Source organism: Streptomyces sp. NPDC001941 (assembly GCF_040296945.1).
Classification (GTDB): domain Bacteria; phylum Actinomycetota; class Actinomycetes; order Streptomycetales; family Streptomycetaceae; genus Streptomyces.
This window is the reverse complement of sequence record NZ_JBEOYE010000003.1, coordinates 109,670-122,907: the sequence shown is the minus strand read 5'-3', so window position 1 is coordinate 122,907 and position 13,238 is coordinate 109,670. Positions and strand designations below refer to the sequence as shown.

Here is a 13,238-nt window from a genome sequence, read left to right as displayed (position 1 = left end):
CGGCGGTACGTGGGTGTCATGGAGGTGGTGCGAGGTGCGGTGGTGCGACAGCAGGTGGGGGGTGCGGCGGTGGAGCGGGTACGCGGGGTGGGCGTACGGGGTCCTCGTACGGGTCCGTACGCCGGGGTGCGCGTACGGGTGGTACGCCGGGGTGGGCGTACGGCGAGGGGGTGGTGCCGACCGGGGGTGACACGCCACGTGTGACATGCCACCCCCGGAGGGCTTCCGGGACCCCGCTCGGGTCCCGGCCGCCGGTCGGGGGCCGTCCCCCCCGACCGGAGTACTGGACGCGCCCGGGCCTCAGCCCTGGGCGGCGATGCGGGCGAGGCGCTGGGCCTCCGCGCGGGTGTCGCGGGCGATGGCGTCCTCGTCCACGGTGAGCAGGCGGTTCTGCTCGACGATCTGCTTGCCGTTGACGAAGGAGGCGGTCACCGGGGCCGCCGCGCCGAACACCAGCGCGGTGACCGGGTCGGCGATGGAGGCGTGGGCCAGGGTGTCCAGCTTCCACAGCACGAGGTCGGCGAGCTTGCCGGCCTCCAGGGAGCCGATCTGGGTGGCCCGGCCGAGCACCTCGGCGCCACCGAAGGTGCCCAGGCGCAGGGCCTGACGGGCATTCAGGGCGGCTTCGCGGTGCTGGGTGTTGAGGCGGTTGATGAGCAGCGCGTTGCGCAGCTCGGTGTGCAGCTCGCCGGACTCGTTGGAGGCGGTGCCGTCGACGCCGAGGCCGACCGGGACGCCCGCCTTGAGCATGTCGGGGACCCGGGCGATGCCGGCCGCCAGGCGCGCGTTGGAGGACGGGCAGTGCGCCACGCCGGTGCGGGTGCGGGCGAAGGCGGCGATGTCGGAGTCGTTCATGTGGACGCAGTGCGCCATCCACACGTCCTCGCCGAGCCAGCCGGTGGACTCGAAGTAGTCGGTCGGGCCCATGCCGAACAGCTCGTGGCAGAACTTCTCCTCCTCCACCGTCTCGCTGCCGTGGGTGTGCAGGCGCACGCCCAGGCGGCGGGCCAACTCGGCGCCCTGCTTGAGGAGTTCGGTGGAGACTGAGAAGGGCGAGCAGGGCGCGACGGCGACCTGGGTCATCGCGTCGAAGGAGGCGTCGTGGTACTTCTTCACCGTCTCCTCGGTGGCCGCGAGCGCGCCCTCCAGGGTCTCGACGGCGAAGTCCGGCGGCAGGCCGCCGTCCTTCTGCGAGCGGTCCATGGAACCGCGGGCCAGCGTGAAGCGCACGCCCATCTCGGAGGCGGCGCCGATGATCGCCCCGGACAGGTCCCCGCCGTCCTTGGGGTAGACGTAGTGGTGGTCCATGGCGGTGGTGACGCCGCCGCGGGCCATCATGGCCAGTGAGCCCTGCGCGGCGACCCGGCCCATGCGCTCGTCGATGCGGGCCCACGTCGGGTACAGCGCGACCAGCCAGTTGAACAGGTTGTGGTCGGTGGCCAGGCCGCGGGTGATCCACTGGTAGAAGTGGTGGTGGGTGTTGACCAGGCCCGGGGTGACCAGGTGGCCGGTGGCGTCGATGCGGCGTACGACGTTCTCCAGGCCCTCGGGGGCCCGGCCGGCGCCGAGCGACTCGATCCTGTTGTCCGCGATGACCAGGTACCCGGAGGCGTACTCGGTGTCCTGGGCGTCGACGGTGGCGATCGCCGCGTTCTCGATGACGATGCGCTGGGGGGCTGCCGAAGGTGCCATGGTGCTTCCTTCTGCTCTCGTGAGTGGCGGTGGACTCCTCCCGCCGTGGCGGCCGGGAGGAGGTGGGGCACGGCAGGACCCTAGGAGGATTTGAGTGCCACGGTCTGGCTTGACCGGCCGTGGGTGCCGAGGTGGTGGAAGAACAGGTTGAGCAGGACCGCGACGAGCGCGCCCGCGCTGATGCCGGAGCCGAGCACGGTCTGCGCCCAGGCGGGGAACCCGGCGTAGAAGGTGGGCGCGGCCAGCGGGATGATGCCCGCGCCGAGCGCGACGGCCACCAGGATGATGTTGGAGCTGTCGTCGAGCCCGGCCTCGGAGAGCGTACGGATGCCGCTGACCGCGATGGAGCCGAACAGGACGATGCCGGCGCCGCCGAGGACGGGCATCGGGACCAGCGAGACGACCGCGCCGAGGACCGGGAAGGCACCGAGGACGATCAGGGCGCCGCCCGCGACGGCGACGACGTAGCGGCTGCGCACCCGGGTGAGCGAGACGACGCCGACGTTCTGCGCGAAGGCGGAGGTCGGGAAGCCGCCGAAGACGGGGCCGAGCAGGGTGGCGATGCCGTCGGTGCGCAGGCCGCGGGTGATGGTGCGGCCGTCGGTGCGGCGCTCGCAGATCTCGCCGAGGGCGAGCATCCCGGCGCTGGACTCGGTCATCAGGACGAGCATCACGATGCACAGCGAGAGGATCGCGGCGGGCTGGAACTCGGGCGTGCCGAAGGAGAAGGGCGCGGGCAGCGCGGCCACCGGGGCCTCGCGCAGGGCCGAGAAGTCGGCCATCCCGAACGGGATCGCGGCGAGGGTGCCGATGAACAGGCCGAGCAGCAGGGCGACCTGCTTGAGGAAGCCCTGGCCGAAGCGCTGGAAGAGCAGGATCACCACGAGCGTGAACCCGGCGAGGGCGAGGTACTTCATGGAGCCGAAGTCGGCGGCGCCGGCGTTGCCGCCCTGGGCCCAGCCGACGGGGACGGGCATCAGCGTGACCCCGATGAGGGTGATCACGACGCCGGTGACGAGCGGCGGGAAGAAGCGGAGCAGCCGGCCGAAGAAGGGTCCCACGGCGAGGCAGAAGACTCCGGCGACCATCACCGCGCCGTAGATGGCGGGGAGCTGGTGGCCGGGGGCGCTGGTCTCGGCGATCGCGAGCATGGGCGCGATGCCGGCCGAGGAGGCGGCGTTGACGAACGGCAGCCGGTTCCCGGCGAAGTTGGTGATGCCGATGGTCTGCAGGATGGTGGCGAGCCCGGCGATGAGCAGGCTGGCGGCGATCAGCCGGGTCATCCCGGCGGCGTCCAGGTGTACGGCCTGGCCGATGATGAGCGGAGGGGTCACCACGCCGGCGTACATCGCGGCGATGTGCTGGAGCGCGGCGGGGACGAGCCGCGACGGGGGCAACTTCTCGTCCACCGGGTGGCAGTCGCCCGCCGGTGGGGTGGAACACGGGCCTTGTGCCGGCCCCTTTGCTGGCTGTGCCATTGATGTTCCCTCCGGTCCGGTACGGCCCCGCCCGACTGCGACGGGCGGGGCGGCACGCGGCCTGGCGTCAGAGGTTGGTCATGTCGACCGGGATCCGCGGCTCCACTCCGTCCCGCAGGATGGTGGCCTCGATCAGGCCGTAGGGGCGGTCCGCCGCGAAGTAGACCTCGTTGTCGTTCTTGAGGCCGAACGGCTCGAGGTCGACCAGGAAGTGGTGCTTGTTCGGGAGCGAGAAGCGGACCTCGTCGATCTCCGAACGGTTGTTGATGATGCGCGAGCCCATCTGGTAGAGCGTCTGCTGCAGCGACAGCGAGTACGTCTCGGCGAAGGCCTGGAGCATGTGCTTCTTGACCTGCTCGTAGGACCGCTCCCAGTTGGGCATCTTCTGCTCGTCGTCGGTCCAGTTGAACCGCCAGCGGCCGGAGACCTGGGTGGCCAGGATGCGGTCGTACGCCTCCTGGAGCGTCGTGTACTTGTCCTTGACGTAGCCCCAGAACTCGGAGTTGGTCGAGTTCATCACCACGAGGTCCTTGAGGCCCGAGACGACCTCCCACTCCCGGCCGTCGTAGGTGATCTGCGAGACGCGGGTCTCCTGGCCCTGGCGGACGAAGGAGTGCTTGACCTCGTCGGAGCCGATGAACTTCGAGTTGGCCTCGGAGGTCTCGATGCGCTCCCAGGCGTACTCCTCGATGCGGATGCGCGCCTGGTGGATGGCCGGCTGGGAGGTGACGAAGTGGCGGGCGAGGTGGATGCCGAACTGCTCGGCGGACTCGATCCCGTACTCCTTGGCGAACGCGTACACCGTGTTCTTGGTGGTGTCGGTCGGCAGCACGTTGGCGTTGGAACCGGACAGGTGCACGTCGGACATCTCGCCGGAGAGCGCGATGGAGACGTTCAGGTCCTTGATGTGGTGCGTGTCGCCGTCGCGCGTGATCTTGACGACGCGGTTCTCAGCCTTGCCGTACTGGTTCTGTCCCAGAATCGTGGGCATGTCTGCTAGCTCCCTCGGTAAACGGAGTAGCCGAACGGGTTGAGCAGCAGCGGTACGTGGTAGTGCTCGCCCGCCTCGACGGCGAAGGTGATCGCCACCTCGGGGAAGAACGCACCGCTGTCCCGATTCGCGGGGGCGTCCTGCTGCGCATCGGCTTGCTTCTTGGAGAAGTACGCCTCGGTCTCGAAGTCGAGGCGCACGTGGGTGGTGCCCTCCGGCAGCGCCGGCAGGTCCTTGCAGCGCCCGTCCGCGTCGGTGGCGGAGCCGCCCAGCGCGATCCACGCGGCGCCGGCGCCGCTGCGCGCCGCGAGCGAGATGGCGACGCCCTCGGCGGGGCGTCCGACGCTGGTGTCCAGGATGTGCGTGGACACGGAGGCGGTGGTCTCGGTACTCATGCGGGGTCTTCTTCCTCCACGAGACGGGTCAGCCGGATGCGGTTGATCTTGCCGAGTTCGGCGCGCACGATCTCGCGCTCCTGCTCGGCCGTGTTGCCGATCCGGGTCCTGACCGCGTCGCGCATGGACTCGGCGGTGGCGCCGGTCGCGCAGATCAGGAAGACGTGTCCGAACTTGTCCTGGTACGCCAGGTTCAGTTCGAGCATCTCGGCCTTGAGCTCCTCGGAGGCGCCGGCCATCCCCCGCTGTTCGCGGGCGGACGTCGGGTCTCCGGGCTTCGGCCGGCCGATCGGCGGGTGCCCGGCCATCGCTTCCTCCAGGTCCGCCGCGGTCAGCTCGGCCATGGCGGCGTCGCTGGCGGCGAAGAGGGCGTCCGCGCTGGCGTAGGGGCGCTGGGCGAGCAGCTTGCTCCCCCAGGCCGAGCTGGCGCACACCTCGTGCAGCGCGGCGTGCGCTTCGCTGTCGGCGAGGGTGTTCAGCCGGGTGAGGCCCGCTGCGGGGGTGTCCCCCGACGAGCGGGTTTCGGTCGAAGTCACGGGAGCCTCCGTGGCCTTGGTGCTGGACGGGCTGCGGATAGCTAACGCCAGCCGAAACATCACGTCAACACTTTGTTGAAAACTTGGAGTAACGAAAACCGCCGCCCGGCATCCGGGCGGCGGTCCACTGGCAGCGGGGGGCGATCACTCGCTCTTGGCGGTGTTTTCCCTGTTCAGGTAGTTGTACACGGTGAAACGACTGACCCCGAGGGCGCCCGCCACCGTTTCCACCCCGTGACGCACGGAGAAGGCCCCGCGCGCCTCCAGGACCCGGACGACCTCCTGTTTGGCCTTGCGGTCGAGTTCGGCCAGCGGGCGGCCGTGGCGGCGCTCCAGGGCGGCCAGGATGTGCTCCAGCGAGTCGGACAGCTGGGGCAGCCGTACGGCGAGGACGTCCTCGCCCTCCCAGGCCAGTACGACGTCGTCGGTCTGGGCCTGGTCGGCGTCGAGGATCTCGGCGCCCATCGCGTCCACGAGCGGCTTGACGGCCGCGAGCAGCGGGTGGTCCCCCGGAACGGTCACTTCTTCCCACCCTCCTCCGCCGCGTCCTGCCCGGTCGCGTCCCCGATCACGTTCACCTGGAGCGAGACCCGGGTGGCCCCGGCCGCCAGCGCGCGGCGCAGCAGCGCGTCCACCGCGTCGAGGACCTCGTCGGCGCCGCCCTCGGCGGTGTTCCCGAAGGGCCCGACGTCGACCGCGTCCAGCGCGGCGCCCTGGATGACCTCGCGGGCCACCACCGCGTGGGCGGGCGCCTCGTCCAGGTCGAAGGGCTCGGTCGTGAACTCCACTCTCAATCGCACGCCGCCAACCTACTGCGCCGGGGAGGAAATCCGGGAGGCCCCCTTGACAGCTTCCCGAGCTCACATGCAGTCTTCCGTTAAGCAGAAAACAACTTCCGCAATACGGAAGGAGCGCCTACCCCTCATGGGATACACGGACCAGCGCTTCGATGTGAACCTGTCGATCCTCTTCACGGAACTCCCGCTCCTGGAGCGCCCCGCGGCCGCCGCCGCGGCGGGCTTCACCGCGGTCGAGCTGTGGTGGCCCTGGATCGAGACGCCCACCCCCGAGCAGAGCGAGCTCGACGCCCTCAAGAAGGCGCTGGACGACGCCGGCACCCAGCTGGTGGGCCTGAACTTCTACGCCGGGCAGCTCCCCGGCCCCGACCGCGGGGCCCTCTCCGTACCGGGTGAGGAGTCCGACCGCTTCCGCGCCAACATCGACGTGGCCGCGGACTTCGCCGCCTCGGTCGGCTGCAAGGCGCTCAACGCGCTCTACGGCAACCGCGTCGAGGGCGTGGACCCCCAGATCCAGGACAGCCTGGCGCTGGAGAACCTGGTGCTGGCGGCCCGCGCGGCCGACCGGATCGGGGCGATCCTGCTCGTCGAGGCCCTCAACCAGCCCGAGTCGCCGCTGTACCCGCTGGTCAGCGCCCCCTCGGCGGTCGAGGTCGTGGACAAGGTCAACGCGGCCACCGGCCTGGGGAACGCCAAGTTCCTGCTCGACCTGTACCACCTCTCGATGAACGGCGAGGACCTGCACGAGGTCATCGAGAAGTACGCGGACAGGACCGGCCACGTGCAGATCGCGGACAACCCGGGCCGCGGCGCTCCGGGCACCGGCGACCTGGACTTCGTCGACCTGCTCGGCCGCCTGAAGAAGGCCGGCTACGAGGGCTGGGTCGGCCTGGAGTACAAGCCGGGCGACCGCCCGAGCGCCGGCGCCTTCGAGTGGCTGCCCCAGCCGCTGCGCGCGGCCAACTGACTTCACGTACAACAGTTTTCAGAGAGGTACCCTCATGAGCACCCTCCCCAAGATCGCGTGGATCGGCCTCGGCATCATGGGCTCGCCCATGTCCGAGAACCTGATCAAGGCGGGCTACTCGGTCACCGGCTTCACGCTGGAGCAGGACAAGCTGGACCGCCTGACCGCCGCCGGCGGCACCGCGGCCGGCTCGATCGCCGAGGCCGTCAAGGACGCGGACGTCGTCATCACGATGGTCCCCGCCTCCCCGCAGGTCGAGGCCATCGCGTACGGTGAGGCCGGCATCCTGGAGAACGCCAAGCAGGGCGCCCTGATCGTGGACATGTCCTCGATCACCCCGCAGACCTCCGTCGACCTGGCCAAGGCCGCCGCCGAGAAGGGCCTGCGCGTCCTGGACGCCCCGGTCTCCGGCGGCGAGGCCGGCGCCATCGAGGCGGTGCTCTCGATCATGGTCGGCGGCGAGCAGGCCGAGTTCGACGAGGCCCTGCCGATCCTGCAGGCCCTCGGCAAGACCATCGTGCTCTGCGGTCCGCACGGCTCGGGCCAGACGGTGAAGGCCGCCAACCAGCTCATCGTCGCGGTCAACATCCAGGCGTGCGCCGAGGCCGTGGTCTTCCTGGAGAAGTCCGGCGTGGACCTCAAGGCGGCCCTGGACGTCCTCAACGGCGGTCTGGCCGGCTCCACCGTGCTGACCCGCAAGAAGGACAACTTCCTCAACCGCGACTTCGCCCCGGGCTTCCGGATCGACCTGCACCACAAGGACATGGGCATCGTCACCGACGCCGCCCGCAACGTGGGTGCGGCCCTCCCGGTCGGCGCCGTGGTCGCCCAGCTGGTGGCCTCGCTGCGCGCCCAGGGCGACGGCGGCCTGGACCACTCGGCCCTGCTGCGGGCCGTGGAGCGCCTGTCCGGGTCGCAGGTCTGAGCCGGAGGGCTCCCGAAACTTCCGGACGGCGGCGGCGCTGACACCTGTCCTGTCGCGCCCAGGCGTCGCCGCCGTCCGGAACGCCACTCCTCAAATTCAACAAACTGTTGACGTTCGCTCCAGCGCGTATTTAACTCCTGAGCACCGTCAGCAGCTCCAGTACGGAAGGTCCACGATGTCGAAGCGCGTGCTCACGACCGAGTCCGGCGCCCCGGTCGCCGACAACCAGAACTCCGCCACCGCCGGCGTCGGTGGCCCCCTGCTCCTCCAGGACCAGCACCTGCTGGAGAAGCTCGCCCGCTTCAACCGCGAGCGCATCCCGGAGCGCGTCGTGCACGCCCGTGGTTCCGGCGCCTACGGCCACTTCGAGGTCACCGACGACGTGACCGCGTACACCAAGGCCGCCTTCCTCGGCGAGGTCGGCAAGAAGACCGAGCTCTTCCTGCGCTTCTCCACCGTGGCCGACTCGCTGGGCGGCGCGGACGCGGTCCGCGACCCGCGCGGCTTCGCGCTGAAGTTCTACACCGAAGAGGGCAACTACGACCTCGTCGGCAACAACACCCCGGTGTTCTTCATCAAGGACCCGATCAAGTTCCCCGACTTCATCCACTCCCAGAAGCGCGACCCCTTCACGGGCAAGCAGGAGCCGGACAACGTCTGGGACTTCTGGGCGCACGCCCCCGAGGCCACGCACCAGGTGACCTGGCTGATGGGCGACCGCGGCATCCCCGCGTCGTACCGCCACATGAACGGCTACGGCTCGCACACCTACCAGTGGACGAACGAGGCGGGCGAGGCCTTCTTCGTGAAGTACCACTTCAAGACCAACCAGGGCGTGCGCAGCCTCTCCTCCGACCAGGCCGCCGAGGTCGTGGGCAAGGACGGCAACAGCCACCAGACGGACCTGCTGCAGGCCATCGAGCGCGGCGTGAACCCCTCGTGGACGCTGTACGTGCAGATCATGCCGGCGGCCGAGGCGGCGGACTACCGCTTCAACCCGTTCGACCTCACCAAGGTGTGGCCGCACAAGGACTACCCGCTGCAGCGCGTGGGCCGCCTGGTCCTCGACCGCAACCCGGACAACGTCTTCGCCGAGGTCGAGCAGTCGGCGTTCTCCCCGAACAACTTCGTGCCGGGCATCGGCCCGTCGCCGGACAAGATGCTCCAGGGCCGTCTGTTCGCGTACGCCGACGCGCACCGCTACCGCCTGGGCGTCAACCACACCCAGCTGCCGGTGAACGCGCCGAAGGCCGCCGTCGCCGACAACTACGGCCGGGACGGCCTGATGGCCACCCGCTACGGCTCGCGCCACGACAAGAACTACGAGCCCAACTCGTACCAGGGCCCGGCCCAGACGGACACCCCGCTGTCCGCCCCGCTGGCCATCCACGGCTGGACCGGCACCCACGAGGCCCCGGCCCACACCAAGGACGACGACTTCTTCCAGGCCGGTGAGCTCTACCGCCTGATGTCCGAGGACGAGAAGCAGCGCCTCGTCGCCAACATCGCGGGCGGCCTGTCGCAGGTCTCGCGCGAGGACGTCATCGAGAAGAACCTCGCCCACTTCCACGCCGCCGACCCGCAGTACGGCAAGCGCGTCGAGGAAGCGGTCCGCGCCCTGCGCGAGGACTAGCAGGACCCGGTTCGGCACCGTCCGAACCACCAGACGGCGCAACGGATCTGACGGGAGGTCACGTCCATTGCGCGGTCCGGCCCGCCGGCCCGGATGAGGGGTGGCCGGCGGAGCGGACGACTTGAGGACCGCGGCGGCAGGTGAGCCAGTGCGGTGGTAAGGGCCCCGGGGCACTCCTTCTTGACCTGAAGGAAGGAAGACCCCCCGGCCGGCCCGTCACCCGCCGCCGCGGTCCCAGGAACCTCCCCCACGAGCCCCGCCCGGCGGCGCGAACGTCCTGTCGCGCCAGCCTCGCACCGTCGGGCGGCAACAACCGAACAGCGGCCGAAGTGCCCGCACCTGGAGAGCCAGGGCGCACGGACCGGTTTACGGTCCCGGTCCGCGCACCCGAAGACCGGGGTCCGATCCACGCACAGGGATCGGATCCCGGTCTTTTTGGCGTGCGGTCCTCGAGAGTCGTGGCGCACGGGTACGCGTGGGGCGCGCACCCCAGCCGAAGGGTTACTTTTCGGCCATCACAGGCGTAGTCTCAGCCACCCGGCCGGGGCCCTCCCCGCACCCGCCCCGCCGAGGGCAGGGTGTGGCGCGCTCACCCCGAGCCAGGCGCGACACACCCCGGAGGCCCCGCCCGCTGCCCGCCCGGCGGGGCCTCTCCGCTGCGTCAGCCCCGCCCAAGCGCCCGCTCAGCGTTGTCGACCAGCTCCTTGTAGGTGAGCACTTCCACCCGGACCAGCTGGGCGTTCAACGTGCGCAGTGCCTCGTTCACCGCCTCTTCGGGAACCTCGGGGTGAGCCGCGGGATGGCCGATCAGCACCATCGCCCCGGCTCTGCGGGTGTCGAGGCCGAACTCCGTACGTATCCTCTCCCGGTGCTCGTCCAGCCCGACCAGGTAGTTGATGGCCTGACCGACCGCGTCGTGCACCGGCGCCGTCGCCACCCATCCACCACGGTGCCGCTTCACCAGGGGATCGCGCAGTGACATCGCCCGCTTCAGCTCGACCACGTGCAGCGCACCATCGCCCCGGACCAGCGGGATGTCCACCTCGTCGCCCGGCACGAGGCGCCGGTGGGCGGCCTCGCCGACGTAGGCGCCTCCGAAGATCCAGTACTGGCCCTCCAGCGCCTTCTGCACGTCGTGCTCTGTGGCATAGGGGTCCAGGGTGACAGTGCGCAGCGCCCGGAGACCGGCGGCCCTCCGCTGCAACTCCACCGCTCTGACCACCAGTTGCCCCTCGGCATCGGCAGCGAGCACGGAAAGCGATTCCGGCGACATCACGATGCGGCGCGCCGCCGCCGCGGGATCGCCCACCTCGACCCTGCGCTCCCGCAGGATGCGCTCCACCCACTCCCCCATCTCGGCCATCCCCGGAGTGATCCGGTACCACCCGGGGCGGTCCTCCGGAGCTTCCGCGTAGTTCGCGTCCTGCGACCGCCGCCGTAGGTGGGCGACGGCCTCGGCGGCCGTCGCCTCCGGTTCGCGGCCGAGCAGTTCCTCCAGGTCCTCCGCGGCGAACAGCAGCGACATCGACAGCTGGCGCCCGATGAAGTCACGGTTGCGATCACTCCTGACCTTCCCCGCCTGGAACAATCGGTAGCGCTCCTCGAAGTCGTAGCGCAGGATGCGGTGTTCCGCGTAGTCCAGGGAGTCCTGCAGCAGCCGGACCACCTGCCACTCGCCCGATGCCGCAGCCGTCGACCTCGCTTCCTCCAGGAGCCTGATCAGTTCCCTGCCACCGCGTCTCTTCCTGCTACGTGCGCTGCCACTCCGCATGTGTGCGAAGACCGCAGCGATCGCCGCCTTCGTGCGCGCGCCTTCCGTGTGCGCCGCCACCTCGTCGAGCTGCCACTCCAGCGTCGCGTCCACTCTCACCGTCATGGCCTCCAGTGTGGCGGTGGGGTACGACAACGCCGAAGGGGCGGTCCACCCCCCTCGGGTGGACCGCCCCTCCTGTTCGCGGGCGACGTGCCGCGCGTCAGGCCTCCGGGATCAGACCGGTCAGACCTTCAGCGCCTTGATCGCGGTGGGCGCGTGGCCGGGCTCGGTCGCGACCTCCTCGAACTCGGTGACGTCGCTGACGTCGACCGTGCGGCTCATGGAGATGTTGGTGATGCGCTCCAGGATCGCCTCGACGACGACCGGGACCTGGAACTCCTGGGCCAGCTTCTTGGCCTGCTCGAAGGCCTCGCCGAGCTTGGCGGGGTCCTCGACGCGGATGGCCTTGACGCCCAGGCCCTCGGCGACCTTGACGTGGTCCACGCCGTAGACGCCGAGCTCCGGGGTGTTGATGTTCTCGAACTCCAGGTTGACCTGGAAGTTGATGTCGAGGCCGATCTGGGCCTGGCGGATCAGGCCCAGGTAGGCGTTGTTCACCAGGACGTGGACGTAGGGGACCTTGTGCTGGGCGGCGACCGCCAGCTCCTCGATCATGAACTGGAAGTCGTAGTCGCCGGAGAGGGCGACGATCGGGGTGTCCGGGTCCGCCGTGGCGGCGCCGATCGCGGCCGGGATCGTCCAGCCGAGCGGGCCCGCCTGGCCGCAGTTGATCCAGTTGCGCGGCTTGTAGACGTGCAGCATCTGCGCGCCGGCGATCTGGGAGAGGCCGATGGTGGTGACGTAGCGCGTCTCCGGGCCGAAGGCCTTGTTCATCTCCTCGTACACGCGCTGCGGCTTCATCGGGATGTTGTCGAAGTGCGTGCGGCGCAGCAGCCGGGCCTTGCGGTCCTGGCAGGACTCGGCCCAGGCGGTGAAGTCGGGCAGCCGGCCCGCGGCCTTCCACTCCTTGGCGATCTCGACGAACAGCGCCAGCGCGGCGCCCGCGTCGGACGCGATGCCGAAGTCCGGGGCGAAGATCTTGCCGATCTGGGTGGGCTCGATGTCGACGTGGACGAACTTGCGGCCCTTGGTGTACGCCTCCAGGTTGTACCCGGTGTGGCGGTTGGCCCAGCGGTTGCCGATACCGAGGACGAAGTCCGACTCCAGGAAGTTCGCGTTGCCGTAGCGGTGCGAGGTCTGGACGCCGACCATGCCCGCGCTCAGCGCGTGGTCGTCGGGGATGGTGCCCCAGCCCATCAGCGTGGAGATGACCGGGATGCCGGTCAGCTCGGCGAACTCGACGAGCAGGTCGGAGGCGTCGGCGTTGATGATGCCGCCGCCCGAGATGATCAGCGGGCGCTCCGACTCCAGCAGGAAGCCGAGCGCCTTCTCGGCCTGGGCACGGGTCGCCCGCGGCTGGTACACCGGCAGCGGCTCGTAGGTCTCCGGGTCGAAGTCGATCTCGGTCTGCTGGACGTCGATCGGCAGGTCGATGAGGACCGGGCCGGGACGGCCGGACCGCATCAGGTGGAAGGCCTCCTGGAAGACGCCCGGGACCTGCGCGGCCTCCAGGACGGTGGTGGCCTTCTTGGTGACGGGCTTGGCGATCGAGGCGATGTCGACCGCCTGGAAGTCCTCCTTGTGCAGCTTGGAGACCGGCGCCTGGCCGGTGATGCACAGGATCGGGATCGAGTCCGCGATCGCGGAGTACAGACCGGTGATCATGTCGGTGCCGGCCGGGCCGGACGTACCGATGCAGACACCGATGTTGCCCGCCTTGGCCCGGGTGTAGCCCTCGGCCATGTGGGACGCGCCCTCGACGTGGCGGGCGAGCGTGTGGTGGATGCCACCGCCCTCCTTGAGCGCCCGGTAGAAGGGGTTGATCGCCGCGCCCGGCACGCCGAACGCGTTGGTGACGCCTTCGCGCTTGAGGATCTCAACTGCCGCTCGGGCAGCGGTCATACGAGGCATGGAGTGCTCCTGCTTCGGCCTGGGGGATCGGGCTCTGTCG

The 13,238-nt window shown here is 70.1% G+C and carries 12 protein-coding genes; 3 read left to right on the top strand and 9 right to left on the bottom strand.

The features are described 5' to 3' along the window. Positions 1–300: 300 nt before the first annotated feature. The 7 genes from ABT160_RS04115 to ABT160_RS04085 all read right to left on the bottom strand — a co-directional run bounded on the left by ABT160_RS04115 (position 301) and on the right by ABT160_RS04085 (position 5,892). Positions 301–1,692: an 8-oxoguanine deaminase gene (locus ABT160_RS04115; protein WP_351643271.1), complete on the bottom strand. Its 1,392-nt coding sequence runs from the start codon at positions 1,690–1,692 to the stop codon at positions 301–303. 80 nt (positions 1,693–1,772) lie between these two features. After that, the gene (locus ABT160_RS04110; protein ID WP_351643270.1) at positions 1,773–3,170 is read right to left on the bottom strand and encodes a nucleobase:cation symporter-2 family protein; all 1,398 of its coding nucleotides are present in this window, start codon (positions 3,168–3,170) and stop codon (positions 1,773–1,775) included. Between the two features lie 67 nt (positions 3,171–3,237). Beyond that, the gene (gene pucL / locus ABT160_RS04105) at positions 3,238–4,161 is read right to left on the bottom strand and encodes a factor-independent urate hydroxylase (RefSeq protein WP_351643268.1); all 924 of its coding nucleotides are present in this window, start codon (positions 4,159–4,161) and stop codon (positions 3,238–3,240) included. 5 nt (positions 4,162–4,166) lie between these two features. Then, on the bottom strand, positions 4,167–4,556 hold the full coding sequence (uraH, locus tag ABT160_RS04100; protein WP_351643266.1) for a hydroxyisourate hydrolase: 390 nt from the start codon (positions 4,554–4,556) through the stop codon (positions 4,167–4,169). Beyond that, the gene (uraD, locus tag ABT160_RS04095; protein ID WP_502984160.1) at positions 4,553–5,152 is read right to left on the bottom strand and encodes a 2-oxo-4-hydroxy-4-carboxy-5-ureidoimidazoline decarboxylase; all 600 of its coding nucleotides are present in this window, start codon (positions 5,150–5,152) and stop codon (positions 4,553–4,555) included. The genes uraH and uraD overlap by 4 nt, the downstream gene beginning before the upstream one ends. Positions 5,153–5,236: 84 nt before the next feature. Then, on the bottom strand, positions 5,237–5,614 hold the full coding sequence (locus ABT160_RS04090; RefSeq protein WP_351643262.1) for a helix-turn-helix domain-containing protein: 378 nt from the start codon (positions 5,612–5,614) through the stop codon (positions 5,237–5,239). Then, positions 5,611–5,892 (bottom strand): YkoF family thiamine-binding protein, encoded by a 282-nt coding sequence (locus ABT160_RS04085; protein ID WP_351643260.1) that lies wholly within the window; start codon positions 5,890–5,892, stop codon positions 5,611–5,613. The genes ABT160_RS04090 and ABT160_RS04085 overlap by 4 nt, the downstream gene beginning before the upstream one ends. A 124-nt stretch (positions 5,893–6,016) precedes the next feature. Here ABT160_RS04085 and ABT160_RS04080 point away from each other — a divergent pair, with 124 nt between their 5' ends. The 3 genes from ABT160_RS04080 (at position 6,017) to ABT160_RS04070 (ending at position 9,414) form a co-directional block, all read left to right on the top strand. Next, positions 6,017–6,856: a TIM barrel protein gene (locus tag ABT160_RS04080; protein WP_351643259.1), complete on the top strand. Its 840-nt coding sequence runs from the start codon at positions 6,017–6,019 to the stop codon at positions 6,854–6,856. A gap of 34 nt (positions 6,857–6,890) precedes the next feature. After that, positions 6,891–7,781: a 2-hydroxy-3-oxopropionate reductase gene (locus ABT160_RS04075; protein ID WP_351643256.1), complete on the top strand. Its 891-nt coding sequence runs from the start codon at positions 6,891–6,893 to the stop codon at positions 7,779–7,781. A 175-nt stretch (positions 7,782–7,956) separates the two neighbouring features. After that, on the top strand, positions 7,957–9,414 hold the full coding sequence (locus ABT160_RS04070; RefSeq protein WP_351643253.1) for a catalase: 1,458 nt from the start codon (positions 7,957–7,959) through the stop codon (positions 9,412–9,414). A 661-nt stretch (positions 9,415–10,075) separates the two neighbouring features. On the opposite strand, the gene ABT160_RS04065 is transcribed toward ABT160_RS04070, so the two are convergent. After that, positions 10,076–11,290 carry a Shedu anti-phage system protein SduA domain-containing protein gene (locus ABT160_RS04065; RefSeq protein WP_351643250.1) on the bottom strand — a complete coding sequence of 405 codons (1,215 nt, stop codon included), beginning with the start codon at positions 11,288–11,290 and terminating at the stop codon, positions 10,076–10,078. A 120-nt stretch (positions 11,291–11,410) separates the two neighbouring features. Next, complete coding sequence (gene gcl, locus ABT160_RS04060; RefSeq protein WP_351643248.1) at positions 11,411–13,198, bottom strand: glyoxylate carboligase; 1,788 nt, start codon at positions 13,196–13,198, stop codon at positions 11,411–11,413. Positions 13,199–13,238 lie beyond the last annotated feature (40 nt).

Coding starts and splice junctions, on each gene's coding strand:
- gcl (WP_351643248.1), bottom strand. CDS start 13,198: ATGCCTCGTATGACCGCTGCCCGAGCGGCAGTTGAGATCCTCAAGCGC.
- ABT160_RS04080 (WP_351643259.1), top strand. CDS start 6,017: ATGGGATACACGGACCAGCGCTTCGATGTGAACCTGTCGATCCTCTTC.
- ABT160_RS04065 (WP_351643250.1), bottom strand. CDS start 11,290: ATGACGGTGAGAGTGGACGCGACGCTGGAGTGGCAGCTCGACGAGGTG.
- ABT160_RS04110 (WP_351643270.1), bottom strand. CDS start 3,170: ATGGCACAGCCAGCAAAGGGGCCGGCACAAGGCCCGTGTTCCACCCCA.
- uraD (WP_502984160.1), bottom strand. CDS start 5,152: ATGTTTCGGCTGGCGTTAGCTATCCGCAGCCCGTCCAGCACCAAGGCC.
- pucL (WP_351643268.1), bottom strand. CDS start 4,161: ATGCCCACGATTCTGGGACAGAACCAGTACGGCAAGGCTGAGAACCGC.
- ABT160_RS04070 (WP_351643253.1), top strand. CDS start 7,957: ATGTCGAAGCGCGTGCTCACGACCGAGTCCGGCGCCCCGGTCGCCGAC.
- ABT160_RS04075 (WP_351643256.1), top strand. CDS start 6,891: ATGAGCACCCTCCCCAAGATCGCGTGGATCGGCCTCGGCATCATGGGC.
- uraH (WP_351643266.1), bottom strand. CDS start 4,556: ATGAGTACCGAGACCACCGCCTCCGTGTCCACGCACATCCTGGACACC.
- ABT160_RS04115 (WP_351643271.1), bottom strand. CDS start 1,692: ATGGCACCTTCGGCAGCCCCCCAGCGCATCGTCATCGAGAACGCGGCG.